Source organism: Paractinoplanes rishiriensis, from assembly GCF_016862375.1.
Classification (GTDB): Bacteria; Actinomycetota; Actinomycetes; order Mycobacteriales; family Micromonosporaceae; genus Actinoplanes; species Actinoplanes rishiriensis.
The window spans coordinates 128,891-149,940 of sequence record NZ_BOMV01000071.1 but is presented as its reverse complement, the minus strand read 5'-3'; the positions used below and the strand labels follow the sequence as shown (position 1 = coordinate 149,940).

General features: G+C 71.8%; 23 protein-coding genes and 1 pseudogene. 17 read left to right on the top strand and 7 right to left on the bottom strand.

The genetic code is table 11. From position 1 onward, the window contains the following. Positions 1–10 precede the first annotated feature (10 nt). The 3 genes and pseudogenes from Ari01nite_RS33965 to Ari01nite_RS33955 all read left to right on the top strand — a co-directional run. Positions 11–187, top strand: a pseudogene (locus tag Ari01nite_RS33965) (DUF6069 family protein); the annotation flags it as partial. A 19-nt stretch (positions 188–206) separates the two neighbouring features. Next, complete coding sequence (locus tag Ari01nite_RS33960; RefSeq protein WP_203786328.1) at positions 207–563, top strand: YciI family protein; 357 nt, start codon at positions 207–209, stop codon at positions 561–563. Positions 564–566: 3 nt separating this feature from the next. Continuing rightward, positions 567–734: a hypothetical protein gene (locus Ari01nite_RS33955; protein WP_203786327.1), complete on the top strand. Its 168-nt coding sequence runs from the start codon at positions 567–569 to the stop codon at positions 732–734. Here Ari01nite_RS33955 and map read toward each other — a convergent pair. Continuing rightward, positions 688–1,509, bottom strand: a complete 822-nt coding sequence (gene map / locus Ari01nite_RS33950; RefSeq protein ID WP_203786326.1) for a type I methionyl aminopeptidase — start codon at positions 1,507–1,509, stop codon at positions 688–690. The genes Ari01nite_RS33955 and map overlap by 47 nt on opposite strands. A gap of 62 nt (positions 1,510–1,571) precedes the next feature. On the opposite strand from map, the gene Ari01nite_RS33945 reads away from it, so the two are divergent. From Ari01nite_RS33945 to Ari01nite_RS33930, 4 genes are all read left to right on the top strand, one after another. Beyond that, on the top strand, positions 1,572–1,838 hold the full coding sequence (locus tag Ari01nite_RS33945; RefSeq protein ID WP_203786325.1) for a helix-turn-helix domain-containing protein: 267 nt from the start codon (positions 1,572–1,574) through the stop codon (positions 1,836–1,838). Between the two features lie 301 nt (positions 1,839–2,139). Beyond that, the gene (locus tag Ari01nite_RS33940) at positions 2,140–3,378 is read left to right on the top strand and encodes an MFS transporter (protein WP_203786324.1); all 1,239 of its coding nucleotides are present in this window, start codon (positions 2,140–2,142) and stop codon (positions 3,376–3,378) included. Positions 3,379–3,550: 172 nt separating this feature from the next. After that, the gene (locus Ari01nite_RS33935; protein ID WP_203786323.1) at positions 3,551–4,627 is read left to right on the top strand and encodes a DUF3500 domain-containing protein; all 1,077 of its coding nucleotides are present in this window, start codon (positions 3,551–3,553) and stop codon (positions 4,625–4,627) included. Then, on the top strand, positions 4,627–5,895 hold the full coding sequence (locus tag Ari01nite_RS33930; RefSeq protein WP_203786322.1) for a nickel/cobalt transporter: 1,269 nt from the start codon (positions 4,627–4,629) through the stop codon (positions 5,893–5,895). The genes Ari01nite_RS33935 and Ari01nite_RS33930 overlap by 1 nt, the downstream gene beginning before the upstream one ends. Here Ari01nite_RS33930 and Ari01nite_RS33925 read toward each other — a convergent pair. The 3 genes from Ari01nite_RS33925 to Ari01nite_RS33915 form a co-directional block, all read right to left on the bottom strand. Then, a complete protein-coding gene (locus tag Ari01nite_RS33925) occupies positions 5,876–6,511 on the bottom strand; it encodes an isochorismatase family protein (RefSeq protein WP_203786321.1) in 636 nt (211 codons plus the stop codon). The two genes, Ari01nite_RS33930 and Ari01nite_RS33925, sit on opposite strands and share 20 nt — an antisense overlap. A 77-nt stretch (positions 6,512–6,588) precedes the next feature. Next, complete coding sequence (locus Ari01nite_RS33920; protein ID WP_203786320.1) at positions 6,589–6,837, bottom strand: hypothetical protein; 249 nt, start codon at positions 6,835–6,837, stop codon at positions 6,589–6,591. A 42-nt stretch (positions 6,838–6,879) separates the two neighbouring features. Continuing rightward, positions 6,880–7,284: a helix-turn-helix domain-containing protein gene (locus tag Ari01nite_RS33915; RefSeq protein WP_203786319.1), complete on the bottom strand. Its 405-nt coding sequence runs from the start codon at positions 7,282–7,284 to the stop codon at positions 6,880–6,882. A 91-nt stretch (positions 7,285–7,375) separates the two neighbouring features. Here Ari01nite_RS33915 and Ari01nite_RS33910 point away from each other — a divergent pair, with 91 nt between their 5' ends. Then, the gene (locus tag Ari01nite_RS33910) at positions 7,376–7,924 is read left to right on the top strand and encodes a pyridoxamine 5'-phosphate oxidase family protein (protein WP_203786318.1); all 549 of its coding nucleotides are present in this window, start codon (positions 7,376–7,378) and stop codon (positions 7,922–7,924) included. 88 nt (positions 7,925–8,012) lie between these two features. Here Ari01nite_RS33910 and tsaA read toward each other — a convergent pair whose 3' ends face one another. Both tsaA and Ari01nite_RS33900 read right to left on the bottom strand, forming a co-directional pair. After that, entirely contained in the window at positions 8,013–8,423 is a 411-nt protein-coding gene (gene tsaA, locus Ari01nite_RS33905) for a tRNA (N6-threonylcarbamoyladenosine(37)-N6)-methyltransferase TrmO (RefSeq protein WP_203786317.1), read from the bottom strand. Positions 8,424–8,443: 20 nt separating this feature from the next. Next, positions 8,444–9,271, bottom strand: a complete 828-nt coding sequence (locus tag Ari01nite_RS33900; RefSeq protein WP_203786316.1) for an isocitrate lyase/PEP mutase family protein — start codon at positions 9,269–9,271, stop codon at positions 8,444–8,446. 75 nt (positions 9,272–9,346) lie between these two features. Here Ari01nite_RS33900 and Ari01nite_RS33895 point away from each other — a divergent pair, with 75 nt between their 5' ends. The 4 genes from Ari01nite_RS33895 (at position 9,347) to Ari01nite_RS33880 (ending at position 13,331) form a co-directional block, all read left to right on the top strand. After that, positions 9,347–10,156, top strand: coding sequence for an IclR family transcriptional regulator (locus Ari01nite_RS33895; RefSeq protein WP_239163261.1), 810 nt, complete (start codon positions 9,347–9,349; stop codon positions 10,154–10,156). A gap of 3 nt (positions 10,157–10,159) precedes the next feature. Then, positions 10,160–11,110 carry a hypothetical protein gene (locus tag Ari01nite_RS33890; protein WP_203786315.1) on the top strand — a complete coding sequence of 317 codons (951 nt, stop codon included), beginning with the start codon at positions 10,160–10,162 and terminating at the stop codon, positions 11,108–11,110. A 94-nt stretch (positions 11,111–11,204) separates the two neighbouring features. Continuing rightward, positions 11,205–12,230 (top strand): hypothetical protein, encoded by a 1,026-nt coding sequence (locus Ari01nite_RS33885; RefSeq protein WP_203786314.1) that lies wholly within the window; start codon positions 11,205–11,207, stop codon positions 12,228–12,230. Between the two features lie 273 nt (positions 12,231–12,503). Next, entirely contained in the window at positions 12,504–13,331 is an 828-nt protein-coding gene (locus Ari01nite_RS33880; RefSeq protein WP_203786313.1) for a helix-turn-helix domain-containing protein, read from the top strand. Here Ari01nite_RS33880 and Ari01nite_RS33875 read toward each other — a convergent pair. Continuing rightward, positions 13,309–14,280: an NHL repeat-containing protein gene (locus Ari01nite_RS33875; protein ID WP_239163260.1), complete on the bottom strand. Its 972-nt coding sequence runs from the start codon at positions 14,278–14,280 to the stop codon at positions 13,309–13,311. The two genes, Ari01nite_RS33880 and Ari01nite_RS33875, sit on opposite strands and share 23 nt — an antisense overlap. A 73-nt stretch (positions 14,281–14,353) precedes the next feature. Here Ari01nite_RS33875 and Ari01nite_RS33870 point away from each other — a divergent pair, with 73 nt between their 5' ends. From Ari01nite_RS33870 to Ari01nite_RS33850, 5 genes are all read left to right on the top strand, one after another. Next, on the top strand, positions 14,354–15,328 hold the full coding sequence (locus Ari01nite_RS33870; RefSeq protein ID WP_203786312.1) for a zinc-dependent alcohol dehydrogenase: 975 nt from the start codon (positions 14,354–14,356) through the stop codon (positions 15,326–15,328). A gap of 103 nt (positions 15,329–15,431) precedes the next feature. Continuing rightward, a complete protein-coding gene (locus tag Ari01nite_RS33865) occupies positions 15,432–18,629 on the top strand; it encodes a penicillin acylase family protein (RefSeq protein ID WP_203786311.1) in 3,198 nt (1,065 codons plus the stop codon). Between the two features lie 50 nt (positions 18,630–18,679). Then, positions 18,680–19,828: a T3SS (YopN, CesT) and YbjN peptide-binding chaperone 1 gene (locus tag Ari01nite_RS50300; RefSeq protein ID WP_239163259.1), complete on the top strand. Its 1,149-nt coding sequence runs from the start codon at positions 18,680–18,682 to the stop codon at positions 19,826–19,828. 401 nt (positions 19,829–20,229) lie between these two features. Then, complete coding sequence (locus Ari01nite_RS33855) at positions 20,230–20,427, top strand: hypothetical protein (RefSeq protein ID WP_203786310.1); 198 nt, start codon at positions 20,230–20,232, stop codon at positions 20,425–20,427. 55 nt (positions 20,428–20,482) lie between these two features. Continuing rightward, complete coding sequence (locus Ari01nite_RS33850) at positions 20,483–21,046, top strand: RNA-guided endonuclease TnpB family protein (RefSeq protein WP_203786309.1); 564 nt, start codon at positions 20,483–20,485, stop codon at positions 21,044–21,046. Positions 21,047–21,050: the final 4 nt, after the last annotated feature.

Sequence of the window (21,050 nt, the reverse complement as noted above, 5' to 3'; positions counted from 1 at the left end):
CGCCCGCCCCGCGGAGCGATTCGTGTGGACGGCGGTGTCGCTGACGGTGATCTCGCTGGTCCCGCCGTTCCTGTCCGGGGCGGACCCGGCCGCCAAGGCGGCGCTAGTCGGGCTGCACCTCGTCGCGGCGGTGATGATCCCCGTGCTGACGCGGAGCATCCGTTCGGCGGTCCACGGCGGCGGGTAAAGCCCGCTACCATCCGCCGGTGCAGTTCGACACGTTCACCGTGACTCTGCTCGTGCTGCGGCCCGACGCGCCGCAACTCGACGACGTGGCGGCCGAGGCTCTGCAGGACGCCCACCTGGCGCACCTCGCGGAGTTGCACGAGGCCGGCCACCTGCTCGCCGCCGGCCCGCTCCTCGGACCGCCCGACCGCGAGTTCCGCGGCCTGTCCATCCTCGCGGTCGACCCGGAACGGGCCCGCCTGCTCAAGGAGGCCGATCCGGCGGTGAAGGCCGGCCGTTTCGCGGTCCGGGTCTTCCCGTGGATGGTCCCGGCCGGCGCGATGCACTTCGCGCCGACCCGCTTCCCACGCTCGGTGGCCGAGACCGAAGAGGACTGACCGGTGCGCCGCTGGGTGGGCTACATCGTCCAGACGGTGCCCGCGCTGCATCAGGTCCGGCTCCGGGGAGTGTTCCTCACCGTCGGCAAGGCCCGGCCGGACCACTACTTCCGGATCGCCGGGCTCATGCTTTTCGGGTACGGCTTTCACCTGGATCTGATGGCGTCGTGACCGGTGCGCCGGGCCGGCGGGTCAGGACCTGGGGGCCGGCGGCCGTGACGGCGACCGTGTGTTCGGAGTGGGCGGTGCGGGAGCCGTCCGCGGAGCGGATCGTCCAGCCGTCGCCGTCGAACTTGATCTTGTCGGTGGATTGGCAGAGCCAGGGCTCGATCGCGATGGTGAGGCCCGGGTCGAGCCGCATGCCGCGGCGGGGGCGGCCGCTGTTCGGGACGTGCGGGGCCTCGTGCATGGTGCGGCCGATGCCGTGGCCGCCGAACTCGCCGTTCACCCGGTAGCCGTACGCGTGCGCCACCTCGCCGATCGCGGCCGAGACGTCGCCCAGCCGGCCGCCCGGCTGGGCCGCGGCGATGCCGGCCTCCAGGGCCATCTCGGTGGCCTCGATCAGCCTCAGGTCGGCCGGGTCGGGGGAGCCGACGACGACGGAGAGCGCGGAGTCGGCGGCCCAGCCGTCGATGGCGGCCGCCATGTCGATGCTCAGCAGGTCGCCGTCGCGCAGCACGTAGTCGTGCGGCAGGCCGTGCAGCACCGCGTCGTTGACCGACAGGCACAGCACGTTGCGGAACGGGCCGCGGCCGAACGACGGGGCGTAGTCCCAGTAGCAGGACTCGGCGCCGCGTTCGGCGATCCGGCGGCGGGCGTGGTGTTCGATGTCCATCAGGTTGACGCCCACCGCGGCGACGCCGCCCAGCTCGGCGAGCAGTTCACCGACGAACTGGCCGGTCACCGCCATCCGGCCGATCTCCTCGGCGGACTTGAGCTCGATCACGACAGCCTCCCTCTTTCCTGAGCGGTATTTTTATACCACGGGCGGTCGGCTATCCTCCTCGCATGGTTCGCCACCCGCTCACCGCCGAACAGATCGCCGCAGGTCAGCGCCTCGGCGTCGCATTACGGGCGGCGCGGGGCGGCCGCAGTCTCGTCGAGGTGGCCCTGGCGGCCGGCATCTCACCCGAGACGCTGCGCAAGATCGAGGCGGGCCGCCTGCCGGCGCCGGCGTTCGGCACGGTAGTCGGCCTCAGCCAGGCCCTCGACGTGCCGCTCAGCGATCTGGCCGAGGTATGGCTGGCCGACACGGCCGTCCGCCAGGCGTCCTAGACCTCAACGTCGTCGATGGAGCGATTTGTCAGACGCCGGCATCGCCGCGACCCGAATAGTTGACCAGCATCGCGGCTCTGCCGACCCCTCAGTGGTACTGCCGACCGGCCAGGGCGGCATGGTGACGGCCAGGACTTCGAGCGGTGAGCCGGGATCCGCCCGGAACTGGAAAGGTGGTGCCGAGCGGAAGGGTGAGACAAGCACCGGGCCGGAGCGGGGCCGTCCAGGACCGATGGAACGTACCTCCACCGGGGTTTTGTGAAATCTTCTAATGTTCTCCGCCCTGGGCCATGATCAACAGATGAGCTCCCCTGGTGGCTTCCGGCGGTTCGCGGCGTTGCGGAACCCGGACTGCCGGCCGTATCTGTTCGGCGCGGCGCTCGCGATGATGGCCGACAACGTCGAGCACGTGATCACGTACTGGATCCTCTGGGAGAAGTTCCACTCGCCGGCGCTGGCCGGCTTCCAGGTGATCAGCCACTGGGTGCCGTTTCTGCTGTTCTCGGTGTACTTCGGCGGGCTGGCCGACCGGTTCGACTGCCGGCGGGTGATCCAGGCCGCGCAGTTCCTGTTCATGGCCGTGTCGGTGGCGTGGGGCGTGCTGTTCCTGACCGACTCGCTGGAGATCTGGTCGGCCTGCGTGCTGCTCATGCTGCACGGCATCGCGGGCGCGCTGTGGGGTCCGGGCGAGCAGCTCATGCTGCACGACTTCGTCGGAGATCAAGAGCTTCCGAGCGCCGTACGCCTGAACGCGACGTTCCGGAGTCTGGGGATTTTGTTCGGCCCGGTGATCGGTTCGGCGCTGCTCCTCGGGCTGGGCCACACCGCGGGCATCTTCGTGAACGTGCTGGTCTACCTGCCGCTGACCATCTTCCTGTTCCGCACGAAGTTCACCGGTCACACCCGGGACGGCCGTCCGGTGCGGCGCGAACGGGTCGGCGCGCTCGACTCGCTGCGGGTGCTGCGCGCGGTCCGGGCCAACCGCACCCTGGTCAGCATGATCGCGCTGGGCGGGCTGGGCTCGTTCTTCGTCGGCGCGTCCCTGCAGACCGTGATGCCGATCTTCGCGCAGGACCTGGGCGCCGGGAGCGCGGGTCTCGCGTACGGCATCCTGCTTTTCGCCCACGGCGCCGGTGGAGTCCTGGGCGGCCTGCTGCTGGAGGCGACCGGCTGGATCCCGGCCACGGTGTCGTCCGCCGTCGTCAGCACGTTCGCCTACGGGTTGAGCACGCTGCTGTTCGCGGTGGTGGGCAACTATCCGCTGGCGCTGCTGCTGCTCGTGGTCGGCGGCGTGGCCAACCTGACCTCGATGTCGGTGGGCCAGACCCTGGTGCAGCTGCTGGCGCCGCCGGCCGACCGGGGCCGGGTGATCGGCGTGTACGGGGTGGCGTCACACGGGCTGCGGTTCGGCAGCGGGATCACGGTGGGGCTGTTCGGCAGCGTGGTGGGCATGCACTGGTCGCTGGCGATCAGCGCGTCCGCCCTGTGCTTGGGCACGCTGCTGGTGGCGGGGGCGGTGCTGCCCCGGCGTGCCGGTTAGCGAGCTTCCGGGTTGAGGTGTCTGGTTCGGCGCGCGAATTGAGGATATTCACTCGAAAGCGCATCGCGTGCGCGTCGGCTTGACAGCGAAACTCGGATCTACCTACGTTCGGCGCATATTCCGATCGGCCAATTCTGCGCCCATTCAATCGCTGTTCCGCCGGGAGTCGATTATGCCTGTCCGCACCCCGCCCCGTATCGCGGCGGCGGTTTTGTTGCTGCTGGCCGCCGGCTGCGGGCCGGGCGGTGAGGACACCGGTGCCACCACCACTGCGGCCTCGGCGGCAGTCCCGCCGGCCGCGTCCGTCGACGCGTCCGGGTCGCCGTCGGCCCTGCTCAGCGCCACGAACTACTTCCTGGCCTCGCTCGACGCCGCCCAGAAGCAGACGGTGCTGGCCGAGCGGACCCCGGCGAACCTGGCCCAGTGGTCCAACCTGCCGGACCAGCTGTTTCCGCGCGCGGGACTGCGGATGGACGCCCTTTCCGAGGACCAGAAGGGTGGCGTCCGCAAAATTCTGCGCTCCGGGCTGAGCACCGAGGGATTCAATCAGGTCGCCGGTATCACGACGGCCGACGGGGTGCTCGCGGCCTCGGCGCAGATGAATCTGGATTTCGGCGCAGACCATTATTGGGTACGCATTCTCGGCACGCCGGCGGCCACCGGGATCTGGACCGTGCAGTACGGCGGGCACCACCTCGCGGTCAACATGACGGTCAGGGGCGACCGGATGACGATCGCGCCCACGTTCTGGGGCGCGCAGCCGGCGTCCTACACCGCGGGCGGCTCCACCAGCGAACCGCTCGGCGGCGAGACCCGCAAGGCGTTCGCTCTCATCGGCGGCCTCGACGCGCCCCAGCAGCGGGCGGCCGTCCTGGACACCGCGGTCAGCGAGATCGTGCTGGGCGCCGGCCAGGACGGCAAGCGCATCGCGAACGAGGGGGTCCGCGCCGCCACCTTCACGGACGCGCAGCGCACCCTGCTCACCGACCTGCTCACCGAGTGGATCGGGGCGGTCAACCCGGTCGCGGCCAGGGCCAAGCTGGCCACCGCCGCGCGGGAACTCGATCAGACCTACTTCGCCTGGTACGGCGACACCACGATCGGTCACCCCGTCTACTACCGGATCACGAGTCCGTCGTACGTGATCGAATTTGCTCATCAGCAGGGCCAGGGCGCCAACGCCGGCGGGGTCACCCACATCCACGGGATCTACCGGGAACTCGGCAACGACTACGGCGCGAGCCTGTGATGGGCCGCCGCGCGATCGCCGCCGCCTTCGCTCTCGTCATGGCCCTGTTCGCGGCCGGTCCGGCGCAGGCGCACGCGGTGGACGAGGTGCTCCAGCAGGTCTACCTGGGTCCGGCCGCCGGGGCGCTCGACGTCGAGGTGGTGCTCACCCCTGGCGCGATGGTGGCCAGCGGCTACACCACCGGCATCGACACCAACCGCGACGGCACCTTTGGTCCGTCCGAGACCGCCGCGCACATGGCCGTCGTCGCCCGGAGCCTGACCCTCACCGTGGACGGCGCGCCGGTGCCGCTCACGGTCACCGGTTCCAGCTACCCCGACCGCAAGTTACTGGCCGTCGGTGGTTCCGCCATTTCCCTGTACGCGACCGCGCCGTTGCCGCCCGGGGCGGAGCGCATCGAGTTCCGGGACGCCTATCGCCCGTATCAGAAGACGGCGGTGCAGATGAGCGTGACCGGACCGGCCGGGGAGATCGTCCGTCGCGACGAGGGCCGCACCCTGACCGTCCAACTGGCCGCCCCGGTGCAGGCCGCGCCCGCGCCGCCACCCACCCCTTCGGAGAACCGGGCTCTGGCCGCGCTGCGCGAACCGCTCACCTCGCCGTGGGCGTTGCTCGTCCTGATCGCCGTCTGCGCGCTGCTCGGCGCCCTGCACGCGCTCACCCCCGGGCACGGCAAGGCGTTCCTGGCCGCCTACCTGGTCGGCACGAAGGGCACCCCGCGCCAGGCCGTCGCGCTGGGCGGCATGATCACCGCGACGCACACCGCATCGGTGCTGATCCTGGGCGTCGCGGTGCTGGTGGCCGGCCATTACGTGCTGCCCGGCGTGCTGGTGCCGGCGCTCGAACTGGTGGCCGGCACGGTGGTGCTCATGCTCGGCGTGCGGATCGTGCGGCGCCGCTGGCGGGCCCGGCACGACCGGCACGACCACGAGCACCGCCGGCCCCGGGGATGGCGGGAACTGGCGGCCGCGGGATTGTCCGGCGGGCTGGTGCCGTGCCCCGAGGCGTCGGGCATCCTGATCCTCGCGGTCGGCCTGCACCGCACCGCGCTCGGCCTCGCCATGATCGTCGCGTTCAGCCTGGGCCTGGCCGCGGTCGTGGTCGGCCTGGGGCTGGTGCTGGTGACGGCGCGGGACGCGTTCGCCGGACTGCGCCCGGCCCGGAACCCGGTGCTGCTCAACCGTTTGCCGCTGGTGTCGGCCGGGATGGTGGTGCTGCTCGGCGCGGCGATGACCTGCACCGGGGTGGTCAGCGTGGCGACCTCGTGAGGGCCGGCAGCGCCTCGTCCAGCGCGATCACGTCGGCGTACTTGGCGTCCAGGTCGAACAGGTTGTTCTCGTGCGGGCCGCCGTCCCGGTCGGCGCAGGCGTCGCGCACCACGATCGGCCGGAACCCGTGCTGCAGCGCGTCCAGGGCCGAGGCGCGTACGCAGCCACTGGTCGAATAGCCGCCGATGACCAGCGTGTCCACCGCGTTCGAGGACAGCCAGGCGGCCAGCGACGTGCCGGCGAACGCGCTGGCGTAGTGCTTGACCACGACCAGTTCCCCGGCGGCCGGGGCGAGCGGCGCGGTGAACTCGCCGAGCGGGCTGCCGGCCGCGAAAACCGTGAGGGCCGGCACCTTGGCGGCGAACAGCGGCGCCTCGCTGCATGACTCGTCGGCGTAGCGCACGCTGGTCCACACCACCGGAAGACCGCGCTCCCGGGCGGCGCCGGCCAGCCGTCCCATGGCCGCGGCCGCCGCCGGACCGGTGCGCAGGCACAGCGGCGAGCCCGGCTCGGTGTACGCGCGCACCGGATCGATCAGCAGCACCGCGGACCGCCGCCCCCAGCCGAGGCGCCGCGCGAATCCGGCGGCGGCGTAGTCCCGGTCGAGATCACTCATCCAGATCACCCCGGCCCGAGCGTAGCCCGCCCGGCCGGGGATGCACCCTGGTCAGACCCGCACCTCAGACCCGCACGTCAGACCCGCACGACGGTCGGTCCGGCCCAGCCGTCGCCGGTCACCGTCGGGCCCGCCCAGCCGTCGCCGCTCACGGTCGGTCCCGCCCACGCGGCCGGGGCGAAGTCCCAGTTGGTGCCGGCCACCGTGACCGTGGGGCCCTTGCCGGCCTGTGCCGTGCCGCCGGCGCTCAGGCCCAGCAGCAGTGCGGCCACCCCCGCGGCGCCCGCACCCAGCACGACGATGCCCCGGCGTACGTATGCATTCATGGTCTTCCCCCGTCCGACGTCGGCCCGCCAGCCGGGCCGACCTCAGCGTGCCGCCGGCCGCAACTCCGGGGCCAGGGGAAACGCTTCTCGGGAACATCCCGGGAAGCGGTGCGCCAGCAACCAGCCGGCCGCGCCCGACGCGGCCATCAGCGCGGCCACCCCGATCAGGCCCATCCGCCATTCCGGCGGCGCTGCCGGAGCCGGCCAGCGGGACCGTCTGCGTTCCCGCTGCGCGCCCTCCCACAGCCGGCGCAACTCGGTGTGATCACCGCCACCCAGGTCGGCCAGGGCCGCCACCACCGGCCACGGCGGCAGCGCCTGACCGCTGAAGTAGCGGGACAGCGATGAGTCGCTGACGTGCACTTCAAGGCTGAGTTCGCGCAGCGTGAGCCCGGCTGCGGCGCGTAACGCGCGCAGTTCGGCGGCAAGTCTTTCCGGTGTGGTCATCGCGTCTACCTCCCCGTACGGCCGCGATGGCGTTCATTGTGACCCGAATCCGCCTCGACCAGGGTGGCCCTCGATCGGCAGCATGGAGCCCATGAAGGTGCATGCGGGTATCGACGGCAGGCTGCGGGACTTCATCGAACGTCAGCCGATGTTCTTCGTGGCCACCGCCCCGACCAGCGCGGACGGCCACGTCAACGTCTCGCCCAAGGGCATGACCGGCACGTTCGTGGTGCTCGGCGAGCACCGGGTGGCATACCTGGACTTCCACGGCAGCGGCGCCGAGACGATTGCCCACCTGCGCGAGAACGGACGGATCACCCTGATGTTCTGCGCCTTCCAGGGCCCGCCCAACATCGTCCGCCTGCACGGCCGGGGCCGAGCCGTCCCGGTCACCCACCCCGGGTACGCCGACCTCCTCGCCGAGTTCCCCGAGCCACCCGACGCCCACGGCGCCCGCTCGATCATCGACGTCGACGTCCACCGGGTCAGCGACTCGTGCGGCTATTCGGTGCCGCTGATGACCTACGAGGGCGACCGCGACCTGCTGATCCGCGCCCACGAGCGCCGCAACGACGACGACCTGGCCGAATACCGCCGTGTCAAGAACGGCGCGAGCATCGACGGCCTCCCGGTCTTCTAGACGTCACGCCCTTGCCCGATTCGTCACGTGACGCCGGTCCAGGATCATCGCGTCACGCGCAAACCTCGGCCATCACGTCACGCCGGCCTCAGCGGTCGCCGACGTCGCCGAGGACCGGCTTGAGGTCGAGGACCGGCGTTCCGTCGACGGCTTCGAGCCGGTCGACCCGGAGGCGCAAGCCGTCGACCTCGAGGATCGTGACGCGGTGCAGCCCGATCGGGTTGGGCCGGTCCGGCGAGCGGGTGCTGAAAACCCCCATTTCAGGCCGGGTACGGTCGTCCCGGGGCTGGACGGACAGCACGTCCCGCCGGCCCCGGTCGAGCCACGTGAGCACCAGCACCTCGGCGCCGGCCGCCAGGTCGCGCAGCGCCTCGGCCACCGTGTCGTCGAAGACCAGCCACGCTTCCGGCGCACCCTCGTCGCCCTGTTTCGGGGCGGCGGCGAGATCGGTCAGCGACGACTCGACCCGGCCCACGGCCCGCAATACGTATTCGTCCACGGCGCTATTCTCGTCGCCGGTCAGGTCTCCAACCGGTTGGGCACGTAGCGCGCGTCCGGTGTCTTCTCCTCGGGCCTCACGAGCGTGGTGAAGGCCGCCCACGGCAACCGGTCCACCGGCCCCGCGTCGCCCTCGTCCAGAATCGCGCGATAGGTGAGCGACACCGCCCGCAACGCCGCCAGCGCGGCCGAGAGCGGGTGCAGGATCAGCCGTACGCCCACGGCGGCCAGGTCGGCGTCGGAGGCCGGAACGCGGGTTGCGGCGGCCTCCGAGCGGCTCACCACGATCGGCACCTTGGGCAGGGCCTGGCGCAGCTTGGCGAGATCGTCGAGGCGGTCGAGACCCTCCGGGAACACGGCGTCTGCACCGGCGCCGGCGTAGGCGCGGCAGCGCTCGATGACCGTTGGCAGGCCGCTGGTCGCGTACCCGCTGGTTTTGGCAATGACCGCGACCTCCGGCACCTGGGTGACCAGGGCAGCCACCTTGGCGGCCGCGAGGCCGGGTTGCGCGCCGTCGTCGAGGATCAGGCCGCTGATCCCGGCCCGCACGTAGGCCCACGCGGTCCAGACGGCGTGCAGCGGCTGGGGATCGGCGCCGTCCGCGTCGGCCAGCAGGGGCACCCCGGACAGCTCGGGCACCAGCGTGGTGGCCCGGTCGGCGAGCTGACTGGGCGGCACGAAGCCCAGGTCGGGACGGCTCAGGCTGAGCGCGGCCACGGCCGCGCCGGACAGGTGCACGGCCCGGTGCCCGGCCCGCACGGCGAGCGCCGCGGTGGCCGGGTCGTAGATGCCGGGCACGTGGGTGACGTGGTCGGCGGCGAGCAAGGCTCGCAGGTCGTCGGCGCTCATAGCAGTCATTCTGGCGAAAGCGGAGGTTAGGCTCTCGCGAGGGTTGTATCGATCACGTTTCCGGGGGAGTCCGCAGTGCCCACTCGCACCGCTCCGTCGATCCGGCCGGCCGCGGAGGAGAGCCAGTCCCGCACGGTCGCCGCCGTTGAGCGCGCCATGGACGTCCTGCTCTATTTCGGACGCAGCGAACAGCCCGATCTGGGGGTCACCGAGATCGCCGCGGCGCTCGGGCTCACCAAGGCCGCGGTGCACCGCATCCTCACGGCGTTGCGCAGCCGCGGGCTCATCGCGGTCGACCCGGTCACCCGGCGCTACACGCTGGGGCACGCCGCCGTCGCGCTCGGCCAGGCCTATCTGGCGCGCACCGACGTGCGCGCGATGTCCGCGCGGGAACTCAAATTCCTGTCCGAGCGGAGCCAGGAGACCGCGACCCTCTCGCTGCGTCGTGGCGACATGAGGTGGTACGCCGACCAGGTCGTCCCGGATCAGGAGCTGCGTCTCGAGGTGGCGGTCGGCATCCCGTTCCCGCTGCACGCCGGTGGCGCGTCCAAGGCGTTCCTGGCGTTCGTCCCGGAGCACGAACTGGACGCGTACCTGCGGCACCCGCTGACGGCGATCACCGATCGGACCATCACCGACCCGGCGGGACTCCGGGAAGAGGTGGCCGTGATCCGCCGGCGCGGGTACGCCACGTCGCTGGGGGAGCGGCAGGTCGGCGCGGCCGCGGTGGCCGCGCCGGTGTTCGACCACGACGGTCATGTGGTGGCGGTGCTGAGCGTGGCCGGGCCGGCGCTGCGGTTCCGGCCCGACCGCGACCCGGCGATCGTCGACGACCTGCTGGCCGCCGCCCGGCGGGTCTCCGCGCAACTCGGCCACGAGGTCTGACCGGTGTACGGGCCGATCGTCGAGCGGCTCCTCGACTCGCCCGAGCCGGCGATCCGGTGGAAGGTGCGCGCCGGCGTCCTCGGCGAACCGGACGGCCGGGACGAGGTCCGCGACTCGCCGGTCGTACGGCGTCTGCTGCATGCCGCCGAACGCCCCGGGACCTATGCGAAATGGCAGGGCCCGCACTGGGTGCTGGCGTCGCTCGCCGACCTCGGCTACCCGCCCGGCGACCCGGCCCTGCACCCGCTGCGCGAACAGGTCCTCGCCACCTGGCTGGACGAGACCTACCGCAAGGACGTCGAGGTGGCCACGAAAGCCGCGGCGTACCGCCACAAGGGTGTTGCCCTTATCCGTGGCCGGCACCGCGCGCACGCCTCGCAGCAGGGCAACGCGCTGTGGTCGCTGGTCACCCTGGGGCTGGCCGACGAGCGCTGCGCCGAGTTGGCCGGCCTGCTGCTGCGCTGGCAGTGGCCGGACGGCGGCTGGAACTGCGACCTCGACCCGTCCGCCGCCTCGTCCTCGTTCTGCGAGACGCTGCTGCCGATGCGGGGGCTTTGGCGGTGCGGCGTGCAGGACGCGGCCCGGCGGGCGGCCGAGGTCTTCCTGACCCGCCGGCTGGCGTTCCGGCGGAGCACCGGCGAGCTGATCCGGGCCGAATTCGCCAAGCTGCACTACCCGCTGTACTGGCACTACGACGTGCTGGCCGGGCTCAAGGGGATGGCCGAACTGGGCCTGCTCGGCGACCCGCGCTGCGCCGACGCCCTCGACCTGCTCGAGTCGCTGCGGGTGGCGGACGGCTGGCCGGCCCACGCCCGCTTCTACCGCCCGTCGAACGAGGTCGCGATGCACCACGACTGGGTGGACTGGGGCGGCACCAGCACCCGGCGGGCCAACCCGTGGGTCACCGCCGACGCGCTCACCGTGCTGCGCGCGGCCGGCCGCCTCGACGGGTAAATCTCCGAGCGCTTCGCCGTCTCGTGTTCTTCCAGCCCACCGGTGCTTGGGGATAGCCTGGGTCCCCGTTTCGTGAAGATCACCGTTGGCTTACGTGGGGAGCACCGGTATGCGCGGCCCGGACGACAGGCAGCAGCGGGCCAGCCGGCTGCGCATAGGCGGCTGGCTGAGCAACAACGCCCCGGCGCCGGACAAACCGATCTCGGCCCGGTCCCGGCCGGCCGGTGCCTCCGCCGAGCCGGCGCCGCCGTCCGCAGGCTCGCGGATCGCCTCCCACCGGATGCAGAATCCGCGGCGGTGGCTGCTGGCGGCCGCGATCGCGGTGACCCTGTTCGTCGCCGGCGTGGTCATCAGCTTCGCCACCGACAGCGGCACCGACCCGGTGTCGGTCGCGCCGCTGTCGCCGGCTGCGTCGCCGCAGCCGATCTTCACCACCACGGCGCCGGCCTCGTACGTGCAGCCGTCGTCGGCGGCCCCGTCCGGCGCGCCCCCGGCCGCCGGGACCACGGAGCCGGCCGACCCACCCGCACCGACCACGCCACCCGCCCGCACCGGCACCGCGAAGCCGCCGCAGCAGGTCACCCCGCTGCTGACGCTGGCCACCACGGCGGTGCCCGCCACGGTCAATCTGTCCGCCGAGGGCAGCCTGGACTGGGTGCACTGGGGCCTGGCCAACGCCCGCAGCCTCAACCGCAAGAGCGGCGGCAGCGGCGCGATCCGTGACCTGGGCGGCACGAGCCGCGGCCGCTACGACACCAACCCGCAGCGTTTCTCCTGGTCCGGCGGCACCCCGACGGGTTCGGCGAGCGGCACCCCGACCGGTGTCTACACGTGCGGGGCGGGCGGCAACTTCGCGCTCCAGGTGAGCGCCTCGCCGACGACCCGGACGCTGCACTTCTACGCGGGCGCGTGGCTGGCGCGCGGCCAGCTGACGGCGCGGCTGGGCGGCGAGACGGTCAGCGGCAGCGTGACCGACCGGGATGCCAGCACCACGACGGCCCGGTTCGTGATCCGCTTCCGCGCGGCGGCCGGCACCAACCTGTCCATCACCTGGACGACGGCCGAGACCTTCAACTCCAGCTGCGGCAACGTCGACATCCAGGCCGCGACACTGAGCTGACGAGACATAAACGGTCAGCTTCCAGGAATCGGCTCCGCTATCCGCCGGGGAGCGCGCCACTCTGCTACCTGCGAGGCATTGTTTCCCAGTCAATGGCCATCGCAACCGCATACCGGGATCCGCCTCCCGCAAGGCGGACAGGCTCCCGCCGGCTGGAAGAGTTACTCTCCGCCTCGGAGACTTCTGCACGCCATCTGCCGGCCCCGCGACCACCCAGGAGGTCTACGCGTGCCTGAGCTGCGTAGGATTCCAAGCCTGAGGTAGGAGGTCCGGTTGTCCGCGGAAGGGCCGACACTGCGCCGTCGCCGGCTGGGGACCGAGCTGCGCCGGCTTCGTGAGGCGGCCGGGCTCACCCAGGAGTCGGTGTCGCGCGGGTTCGAATGGCACCCGGCCAAGGTCAGCCGGATCGAGAACGGGCGGGTGGCGGTCACCCCGCGTGACGTCCGGGACCTGCTCAGCCTGTACGGGGTCCGGGACGACGCGCTGGTGGCGCTGGCCCGCTCCAACCGGGACCGGGATGCCGACCGCTGGGCGCCGTACCGCGATCTGATGCGGGCCGACTCGTTCATCGAGCTCGAGGCCGAGGCGTCGGCCATGCGCACCTGGGAGCCGACCGTGGTGCCGGGGCTGCTGCAGACCGAGGCCTACCACCGGGCCCTGGCGGCGCTGGGTGAGCGGCCCGAACTGGAGCGGGAGGTGGAGCTTCGGGCGGAGCGGCAGCGGCGGCTCACCGATGACCATCCGCTGGTGCTGACGGCGCTCGTGGACGAGTCCGTGATCCACCGGGTGATCGGCGGACCGCGGGTCATGGCCGGTCAGCTGCGGCACCTGCTGGTCATGACGCGGGTGCCGACCGTGTCGCTGCGGGTGCTGCCGTTCGGCGCCGGGGAACACCCGATGCTGGGCCTGCCGGTGACCGTCCTCGAGTTCGGCAGGTCCACCGACCTCGACGTCGTCTACGAGGATCGGCGCTATCGGCGGCAGCCGGCGGAGGTAGACCGGCACCGCGCGGAGTTCGGGCGGCTGAGCGGGCGCTGCCTCGACCCGGGCGAGACGGCCGCCCTGATCGAGAAGGCGATCAGCGACGTCGCCGCAGGATGAGTCCCACGGCGAGCGCCGCGGCGGCCAGCAGCAGAACCCCGCCGGTAAACAGCGCTCCGGCGGGGAAGCGGGGACTGCGATCGGGCGGGGCGACGACCGCCACGGGGGCCGGTGAAGCGGGCGGAGAAGGGACAATAAGGGGGTACCGCAGCACGTTCGCCGGCGGCTGGTTGACCTCCGAGACGGTCAGCAGCGAGGTCCCGTCGGGGCTGTAGGCGATCGACTCACCCTGCGGCTCGTCCGGCAGCGGCGTCTCCCGCGGCTTGCCCTTCGTGATCGCCTCGACCACGTCCCCGTCCGGCACGTCAAATTCAAAGGCGTCGGCGTACGTGCGCAGCACCGCGCGCCGGCCGTCGGGGCTGACCGCGCCCCCGGTGATCACCATTCGTCCCGGCAGCCCGAACGGGTTGCTGGTGGCGGTCGACGGCAACGACACCGAGCCCGCCAGGCGCAGCGTGGTCGTCTTCCCGGTGCTCAGCAGACCGTCCGGGACGTACACACCGGCCGACCCCGCCGTCTTGGTCACGATGATCGGCGTACCACCTGGGGTTGAAAGCATCGCCTCCGCGTCGTGCGCGCCGTCCGGGTAGGCCATCCGGATCAGTTCCGGCTTCCGGCCGCCGGGTTCGAGGCGCCACAGAGCGATGGTCGTACGGGTCCGGCTGTTGTCGCCGATGTCGGCCACCCACACCGTGCCGTCCGGGCCGACCGCCAGATCCTCGGTGTCCCGGGGCCGCGACGGGTACTTCACGGTCCGGGACACTTCGCAGTCGCGGTCCAGGAAGAAGATGCGCCGCCGGTCCGCGTCGTCGGAGCCGTCGTTGACCACGACGTAGCCGGTGGCGGTGGCGGCCAGCCCGGAGATCTCGGACAGCCGCTTGTCGGTGATGCCGCACACCTGCTGCGGTCCGGCGGCGAGCAGTGTCGCGGCGACGAGAGTGGCAATCATCGCGACCATTCGACCACGGCCGGGCAAGCTGGCCGCTGTTATCGTTAACATATCCGTCGAACAGGAGACCCTCATGCGCGTCGCCCGGCTGCACGGACCCGGCGACGTCCGGGTGCTCGACGAGGACGACCCCCGGCCCGGCGACGGCGAGTCGCTGGTCGAGGTGACGTCGGTGGGGTTGTGCGGCTCCGACCTGCACTGGTTCGCCGAGGGCGCGATCGGCGACGCGGTGCTGTCCCGGCCGTTGGTGCTCGGGCACGAGATGGCCGGCGTGGTCCGCGGCGGGCCGGCCGACGGCACCCCGGTCGCGATCGACCCGGCGATTCCCTGCCTGGCCTGCGAACAGTGCCGGGACGGCTACCCGAACCTGTGCCCGCGGGTCGTCTTCGCCGGGCACGGCACCTGTGACGGCGGCCTGCGCCAGTTCATGGCCTGGCCCAGCCACCGCCTGCACCGGCTGCCCGCGGGCCTGACCGCCGACGAGGGCGCGCTGCTCGAGCCGCTCGGCGTGGCGCTGCACGCGCTCGACCTCGGGCACCTGCGGATGGCCGGCACGGTCGGCGTCGTCGGCTGCGGCCCGATCGGCCTGATGCTGGTGCAGCTGGCCCGGCTGGCCGGCGCCACCCGGGTGCTGGCCGTCGAGCCCCTGCCGCACCGGCTCGAGGCGGCCGGCAAGTTCGGCGCCGAGCCGGCCGGCGACGCGGACGCCGGCGAGGCGGACGTGGTCTTCGAGGTGTCCGGTTCGGACGAGGCGGTGGCGACCGCGCTGCGTCTGGCCAAGCCCGGCGCCCGGGTGGTGCTGGTCGGCATCCCGGACGGCGACCGCACCTCGTTCCCGGCCGCGATCGCCCGGCGCAAGGGCCTCACGCTGGTGATGTCCCGCCGGATGGGCGAGGTCTACCCGCGCGCCATCGACCTGGCCGCGCGCCGGAAGGTCGATCTGACCCCGCTGGTGTCGGCCGCCTACCCGCTGTCCGAGGTGGCCACCGCGATGGCCTCGGCTGCCGCCCGGGAGGGCCTCAAAGTGGTGGTGCACCCCGGCGATTGACCGCTCGCCGTCCGTGAACCTACTGAACAGTAGCCAAGCAAGGCATCGACGTCTTAGCATCTACGAAACAATTTCGCGTTCGCGTTTCCCCGAAGGGAACCCCATGCGCAGACGCCGTTCTCTGCTGAGCGCCCTGCTTGCCTCCACCACTCTGGCCGCTGCCGCCGTCCTCGCCCCGGGCGCCGCGCTACCGGCCGCCGCCGCGTTCGCCGCCAACGACTACTGTCTCGGCGAGTGCTCGGACATCCTGCCGCCGGGCGAGAACGGCGACGCCGATCTGCTCCAGATCCTGGCGTCGCAGGCGTTCGGCTCGAAGCCACCGCACTCGGACGACCAGCTCGCCCCGTACGCGAACCTGGTCTACAACTACACCGGCCTGACCGGCGACCAGATCAACAACTTCTTCAACGACAGCTCGTACGGCGTGGCCGCCGCCGACGTGGAGAGCACCAAGTCCCCGCGTTCGGACGTGACCATCGTGCGCGACAAGAAGCGCGGCATCCCGCACATCACCGGCACCACCCGGGCCGGCACCATGTACGGCGCCGGATACGCGGGCGCGCAGGACCGGCTGTTCGTGATGGACCTGATGCGGCACGTCGCCCGGGGCAAGCTCACCCCGTTCGCCGGTGGCGCGGCCGGCAACCGGGCGCTCGAGCAGAGCGTCTGGCGCAACTCGCCGTACACCGAGGCGGACCTGCAGGCCCAGGTCGACCGGCTGCGCGCGTCCGGCACCCGGGGCGCACAACTCTTCACCGACGTGCAGAGCTACCTGGCCGGCATCAACAAGTACATCGACGACTGCATGGCCGCGCGGGACTGCCCGGGCGAGTACGTGCTGACCGGTCACCTCGACTCGATCACCAACGTGGGCGGTCCCGAGGACTTCGTGATCACCGACCTGGTAGCGATCGCCGGCGTGATCGGCGGTCTGTTCGGCGGCGGTGGCGGCACCGAGATGCAGTCTGCATTGGTGCGTATCGCGTCCCGCGCCAAGTACGGCAACGCCGTCGGCGACCAGGTCTGGCAGCAGTTCCGGGCGCAGAACGACCCGGAGGCCGTGCTCACCCTGCACAACGGACAGTCGTTCCCGTACGGGCAGGGCAACCCGGACGCGGCGGGCGTCGCCATGCCGGACCCGGGCACCGCCACCCCGCAGCCGATTGTCTTCGACAAGACCGGCTCGGCGGCGACCGCGGCCAGCGGCACCAGCGCCATCGCCGACTCGCTCGGCACGCTCACCCTCGACAGCGCCAGCCGCGGCATGTCGAACGCCGCCGTGGTGTCGGCCGCGCACTCGGCCACCGGGCACCCGGTCGCCGTGTTCGGGCCGCAGACCGGCTACTTCGCCCCGCAGCTGCTGATGCTCCAGGAGCTGCAGGGACCGGGGATCAGCAGCCGGGGCATCGCGTTCTCCGGCCTGAACCTCTACACGCTGATCGGCCGCGGCCCGGACTACGCGTGGAGCGCCACCTCGTCGATCCAGGACATCACCGACACCTACGCGGTCAAGCTCTGCAACACCGACGGCAGCGCCGCCACCCTGGCCTCCACCGGGTACGTGTACCACGGGCAGTGCCTGGCCATGGAGAACCTGACCCAGCAGAACGCGTGGGCACCGACCACGGCCGACTCCACTGCGGCCGGCTCGTACCGGCTCACCGTGCAGCGCACCCGGTACGGCCTGGTCACCTGGCGCGGCCTGGTGGGCGGGGCGCCGACCGCGTTCACCAGCCTGCGCTCGACCTACCAGCACGAGGCCGACTCGGCGATCGGGTTCCAGATGTTCAACGAGCCCGACCAGATGAGCACGGTCGCCGCGTTCACCAACTCGGCGGCGAGCATCGCGTTCGCGTTCAACTGGTTCTACGTGAACTCGGCGGACTCGGCGATGTTCACCTCGGGCGCCCAGCCGGTCCGGGCGTCCGGCGCCGACCCCAACCTGCCCAACCGGGCCGAGCCGGCGTACGAGTGGGCGGGCTGGGACCCGATCCCGAACACCGCCACCTACCAGGTCCGGTCGGCCCACCCGCAGGCGGTCAACCAGGACTACTTCATCAGCTGGAACAACAAGCAGGCGGCCAATTACAGCGCGGCCGACGGCAACTTCAGCTTTTCCGCGGTGCACCGCGGCGACCTGCTCGACCGGCCGCTCAAGGCGGGCATCGCGGCCGGCCAGAAGTACGACCGGGCCGCGCTGCTCAAGCTGGTGCAGAACGCGGCGGTGGTCGACCTGCGTGGCGCCGAGGTGCTGCCGGACCTGCTCCGGGTGATCGACACGGCCACCGTCACCGACTCTGCCCAGGCCGCCGCGGTGACCAGGCTGCGCTCCTGGCTCCAGTCCGGTGCCAAGCGGGTGGAGACGTCGGCGAACAGCAAGACCTACCAGCACGCCGAGGCGATCCGGAACTTCGACGCCTGGTGGCCGCGACTCGTCCAGGCCCAGTTCCAGTCCAGCCTGGGCAACGACCTGTTCCAGTCGCTGGTCAACACGCTGCAGATCAACGAGTCACCGTCCGGTAAGCAGACCGGCCCGATGTCGACCCTGCCCACCTCGGCCAACGAGGCCCAGGCGCACAAGGGCTCGGCGTTCCAGTACGGCTGGTGGGGCTGGGTCGACAAGGACCTGCGGGCCACCCTCGGCGACGCGGTGCCGAACTGGCCGCGCAAGCACTGTGGTGCCGGCACCCTGAGCGCCTGCCGCACGGCGTTGCTCACCAGCCTGTCCGGGGCGCTGGCCGAGCCGGCCGCCACCACCTACCCGGCCGACGACCACTGCGCGGCCGGCAACCAGTGGTGCGCCGACGCCGTCCTGCAGTCACCGCTGGGCGGCATCGAGCACACCCTGACCCCGTGGCAGAACCGGCCGACCTACCAGCAGGTGGTGTCGTTCCCGGCGAAGCGCGGTGACGACATCAGCAACCTGGCCGCCGCCAAACCGGTCACGTCGTCCAGCGCGCAGAGCGGCCATCCCGCCACCAACGTGGTGGACGGCAGCCTGACCAGCCGCTGGGCCAGCGACTGGTCCGACAACCAGTGGGTCCGCGTCGACCTGGGCACCGCGCGAACGGTGTCGAGAGTCCTGGTCCGCTGGGAGTCGGCGTACGCCACCGCGTACCGCATAGAAACCTCGGCCGACGGCACCACCTGGACCCAGGCCGCCGCGGTGAGCGGCGGCAACGGTGGCCTGGACACCGTCGTCTTCCCCGCGCGGACGGCCCGGTACCTTCGCCTGACCGGCCAGACCAGGGCGACGACCTACGGTTTCTCGGCCTACGAACTGGAGGTGTACGCCCGCTGATCACGGCCTATGCTGCCAGGTATGACTGAGGTCACAGTGGACGGTAAATATTGATTCCCGTACGTGTCACCGCGCTGCTCCAGAGGCTTCGCCCGCCCGCGCCCGTTGCGCCCGGCATCATCGACCTGGCACTCCGGTCGCGGGCGCTGGCGGACCGGATGATCGGGGCGCTGGACCGGATCGAGCGCGACGAGGAGGATCCGGACCGGCTGGCCCAGCTTTTCGAGCTGGACCAGCTGGCCACCCGGATGCGCCGCTACGACGAAAACCTGCTGACGCTGGCCGGCGCCGAACCGGGGCCGCCGCGCCGGGCGGACACGTCGCTGGTCGACGTGCTGCGGGCCGGCCAGTCCGAGGTGGAACAGTACGACCGGATCGACGTCGAGACGGTCGACGACGAGCTCGCGGTGGCCGCGGTGGCGGTGCACGACGTGGTCCGGCTGGTCGCCGAGCTGCTCGACAACGCGACCGTGTTCTCCGAGAAGGGCAGCCGGGTCACCGTCACGGCCCGCCGGGAGGGTGCGGACGCGCTGGTCACGATCGCCGACAGCGGCGCCGGCATCCCGGCGGGCGACCTTCCCGGGCTCAACCGGCTGCTCGTCGACCCGGCCGCCACCGCCGACCGCCTCGGCCTGGTGGTGGTCGCCCGGCTGGCCGGCCGGCACGGCATCCGGGTGCTGCTGCGCCGCGACGAGGGCACCGTGGCCGAGGTACTGCTGCCCGCCGGGCTGCTGACCCGCGCGCCCGAGGCCACCTGGCTGACCGGCGACCTGCCGACGCCCCGCTACGTGCCGAAGGCCCCGGACGCGCCGCTCGACGAGCAGGTGCGCACCGTGCTGGCCGGCCGGATCGACCACGAGACGGACGGCGACCTCGCGATCCGGGCCGGCTCGGCGGTGGTCTACGTGCGGGTGAAGCAGAGCCCGCCGCTGGTCGAGGTGTTCTCGCCGGTGCTCACCGCGATCGAGCCGACCGAGCCGCTGTACGCCCGGCTGGGCGAGCTGACCCACCGGATGCAGATCGGCCGGCTGTACCACGCCGAGGACACGGTCTGGGCCTCGGTGCCGGTCTTCGGCCGCAACCTGCAGGCCGCCCACCTGCTGCTGGCCGTGCAGGTGATGACCGGCCTGGCCGACGAGCTGGACGACCGGCTGCACGAGGAGTTCGGCGGCAAACGCTACGGCGACCGGGAGGGTTAACAACTTCCGGGCGTAAGGGTCGTCATATGTGCTCGCTAATCGGCGATAGCCGGCATCGTGAACCTGAAGGGATGGGCTGCGGCAAGACCGGCATCTCGTACGCGACGGCACGTCGGCGTTACGAGTCCGGGACGCCTCCCGTTCCCGTTACGTCTCGGCCGTCTGATCATGGTCGGTGAACCGCTGACCGGTACGCCGGCCGAGGCCGGGAGGACCGTGGTGTATGCCCGGTGTCGTCGGCCGATCAGGATGCCGGCCTGGACGGGCAGGTCGCCTGGGTGACCGTGTGGGCCACGGGCCGCAAGCTCGTCGTCGACCGCGAGGCCACCGGGAGCGACTTGGCGTGAAGACGATCCAGGCGTACCGGTTCGCGCTCGACCTCAAATCCGGCCAGGAACGCGATGTCCTCGCTCATGTCGGAGCCGCTCGGGTCGGCCCGCAAGCTCGCCCGCCGCCTCGAAGCGGGCGCGGCGCGGATCATGTCCGCGACCGTACGACGTGACGGCGGGCGCTGGCACGTCGCATTCACCGTCGAGATCGAACGCGCTGAACGGCGCCCGGCCCGCCCCGTCTCGGTGGTCGGGGTGGACGTCGGGTAAGAACGGCCCGGACCGTCGTACCGGCCGCCGTGCCTCGAAACGCTGGGAGCGGTCGGTGGCCCGGCTCGGCCGCGCGCATGCCCGGGTGGCGAACCTGCGCCGCGACGGCCTGCACAAACTCACCACCCGGCTCACCCGCGAGTATGGCACCGTCGTCGTCGAAGACCTCAACGTGACCGGGATGCTGGCCAATCGCACGTTGGCCCGACACGTTGCCGACGCCGGGTTCGCGGAGATCCGGCGGCAATTGACATACAAGACCGGGTGGAACGGTGGGCGGCTACTTGTGGCCGATCGTTGGTATCCCTCCTCCAAGACCTGCTCAGGCTGCGGCGCGGTGAAAACCAAGCTGGCCCTTTCCGAGCGTGAGTACACCTGCGAGGTGTGTGCTCTGGTCAGCGACCGGGACCACAATGCCGCGCTTAACCTGGTCGCTCTCGCGGCCGAGTACGCCACCGCCGGGAGTGGCCCGGTGGCAGCACGTGGAGCCGACCAGAAGACCCGCGCACGCGGGCAGGTGGCAGTGAAGCGTGAACCCGGCACGACGCCAGTCGGTCAGACCGGGACCGTCCCGCCGCAAGGCAGGACTATCGATCGTGTGCTCACCGAAGCGCACTGAGAGA

What these genes read in the sequence shown, in the direction of transcription:
- Ari01nite_RS33945 (WP_203786325.1), top strand. Translation starts at nt 1,572, where the DNA reads ATGGTTCGCCACCCGCTCACCGCCGAACAGATCGCCGCAGGTCAGCGC.
- Ari01nite_RS33940 (WP_203786324.1), top strand. Translation starts at nt 2,140, where the DNA reads ATGAGCTCCCCTGGTGGCTTCCGGCGGTTCGCGGCGTTGCGGAACCCG.
- Ari01nite_RS33935 (WP_203786323.1), top strand. Translation starts at nt 3,551, where the DNA reads ATGCCTGTCCGCACCCCGCCCCGTATCGCGGCGGCGGTTTTGTTGCTG.
- Ari01nite_RS33930 (WP_203786322.1), top strand. Translation starts at nt 4,627, where the DNA reads ATGGGCCGCCGCGCGATCGCCGCCGCCTTCGCTCTCGTCATGGCCCTG.
- Ari01nite_RS33925 (WP_203786321.1), bottom strand. Translation starts at nt 6,511, where the DNA reads ATGAGTGATCTCGACCGGGACTACGCCGCCGCCGGATTCGCGCGGCGC.
- Ari01nite_RS33920 (WP_203786320.1), bottom strand. Translation starts at nt 6,837, where the DNA reads ATGAATGCATACGTACGCCGGGGCATCGTCGTGCTGGGTGCGGGCGCC.
- Ari01nite_RS33915 (WP_203786319.1), bottom strand. Translation starts at nt 7,284, where the DNA reads ATGACCACACCGGAAAGACTTGCCGCCGAACTGCGCGCGTTACGCGCC.
- Ari01nite_RS33910 (WP_203786318.1), top strand. Translation starts at nt 7,376, where the DNA reads ATGAAGGTGCATGCGGGTATCGACGGCAGGCTGCGGGACTTCATCGAA.
- Ari01nite_RS33900 (WP_203786316.1), bottom strand. Translation starts at nt 9,271, where the DNA reads ATGAGCGCCGACGACCTGCGAGCCTTGCTCGCCGCCGACCACGTCACC.
- Ari01nite_RS33875 (WP_239163260.1), bottom strand. Translation starts at nt 14,280, where the DNA reads ATGATTGCCACTCTCGTCGCCGCGACACTGCTCGCCGCCGGACCGCAG.
- Ari01nite_RS33870 (WP_203786312.1), top strand. Translation starts at nt 14,354, where the DNA reads ATGCGCGTCGCCCGGCTGCACGGACCCGGCGACGTCCGGGTGCTCGAC.
- Ari01nite_RS33865 (WP_203786311.1), top strand. Translation starts at nt 15,432, where the DNA reads ATGCGCAGACGCCGTTCTCTGCTGAGCGCCCTGCTTGCCTCCACCACT.
- Ari01nite_RS33855 (WP_203786310.1), top strand. Translation starts at nt 20,230, where the DNA reads ATGTCCTCGCTCATGTCGGAGCCGCTCGGGTCGGCCCGCAAGCTCGCC.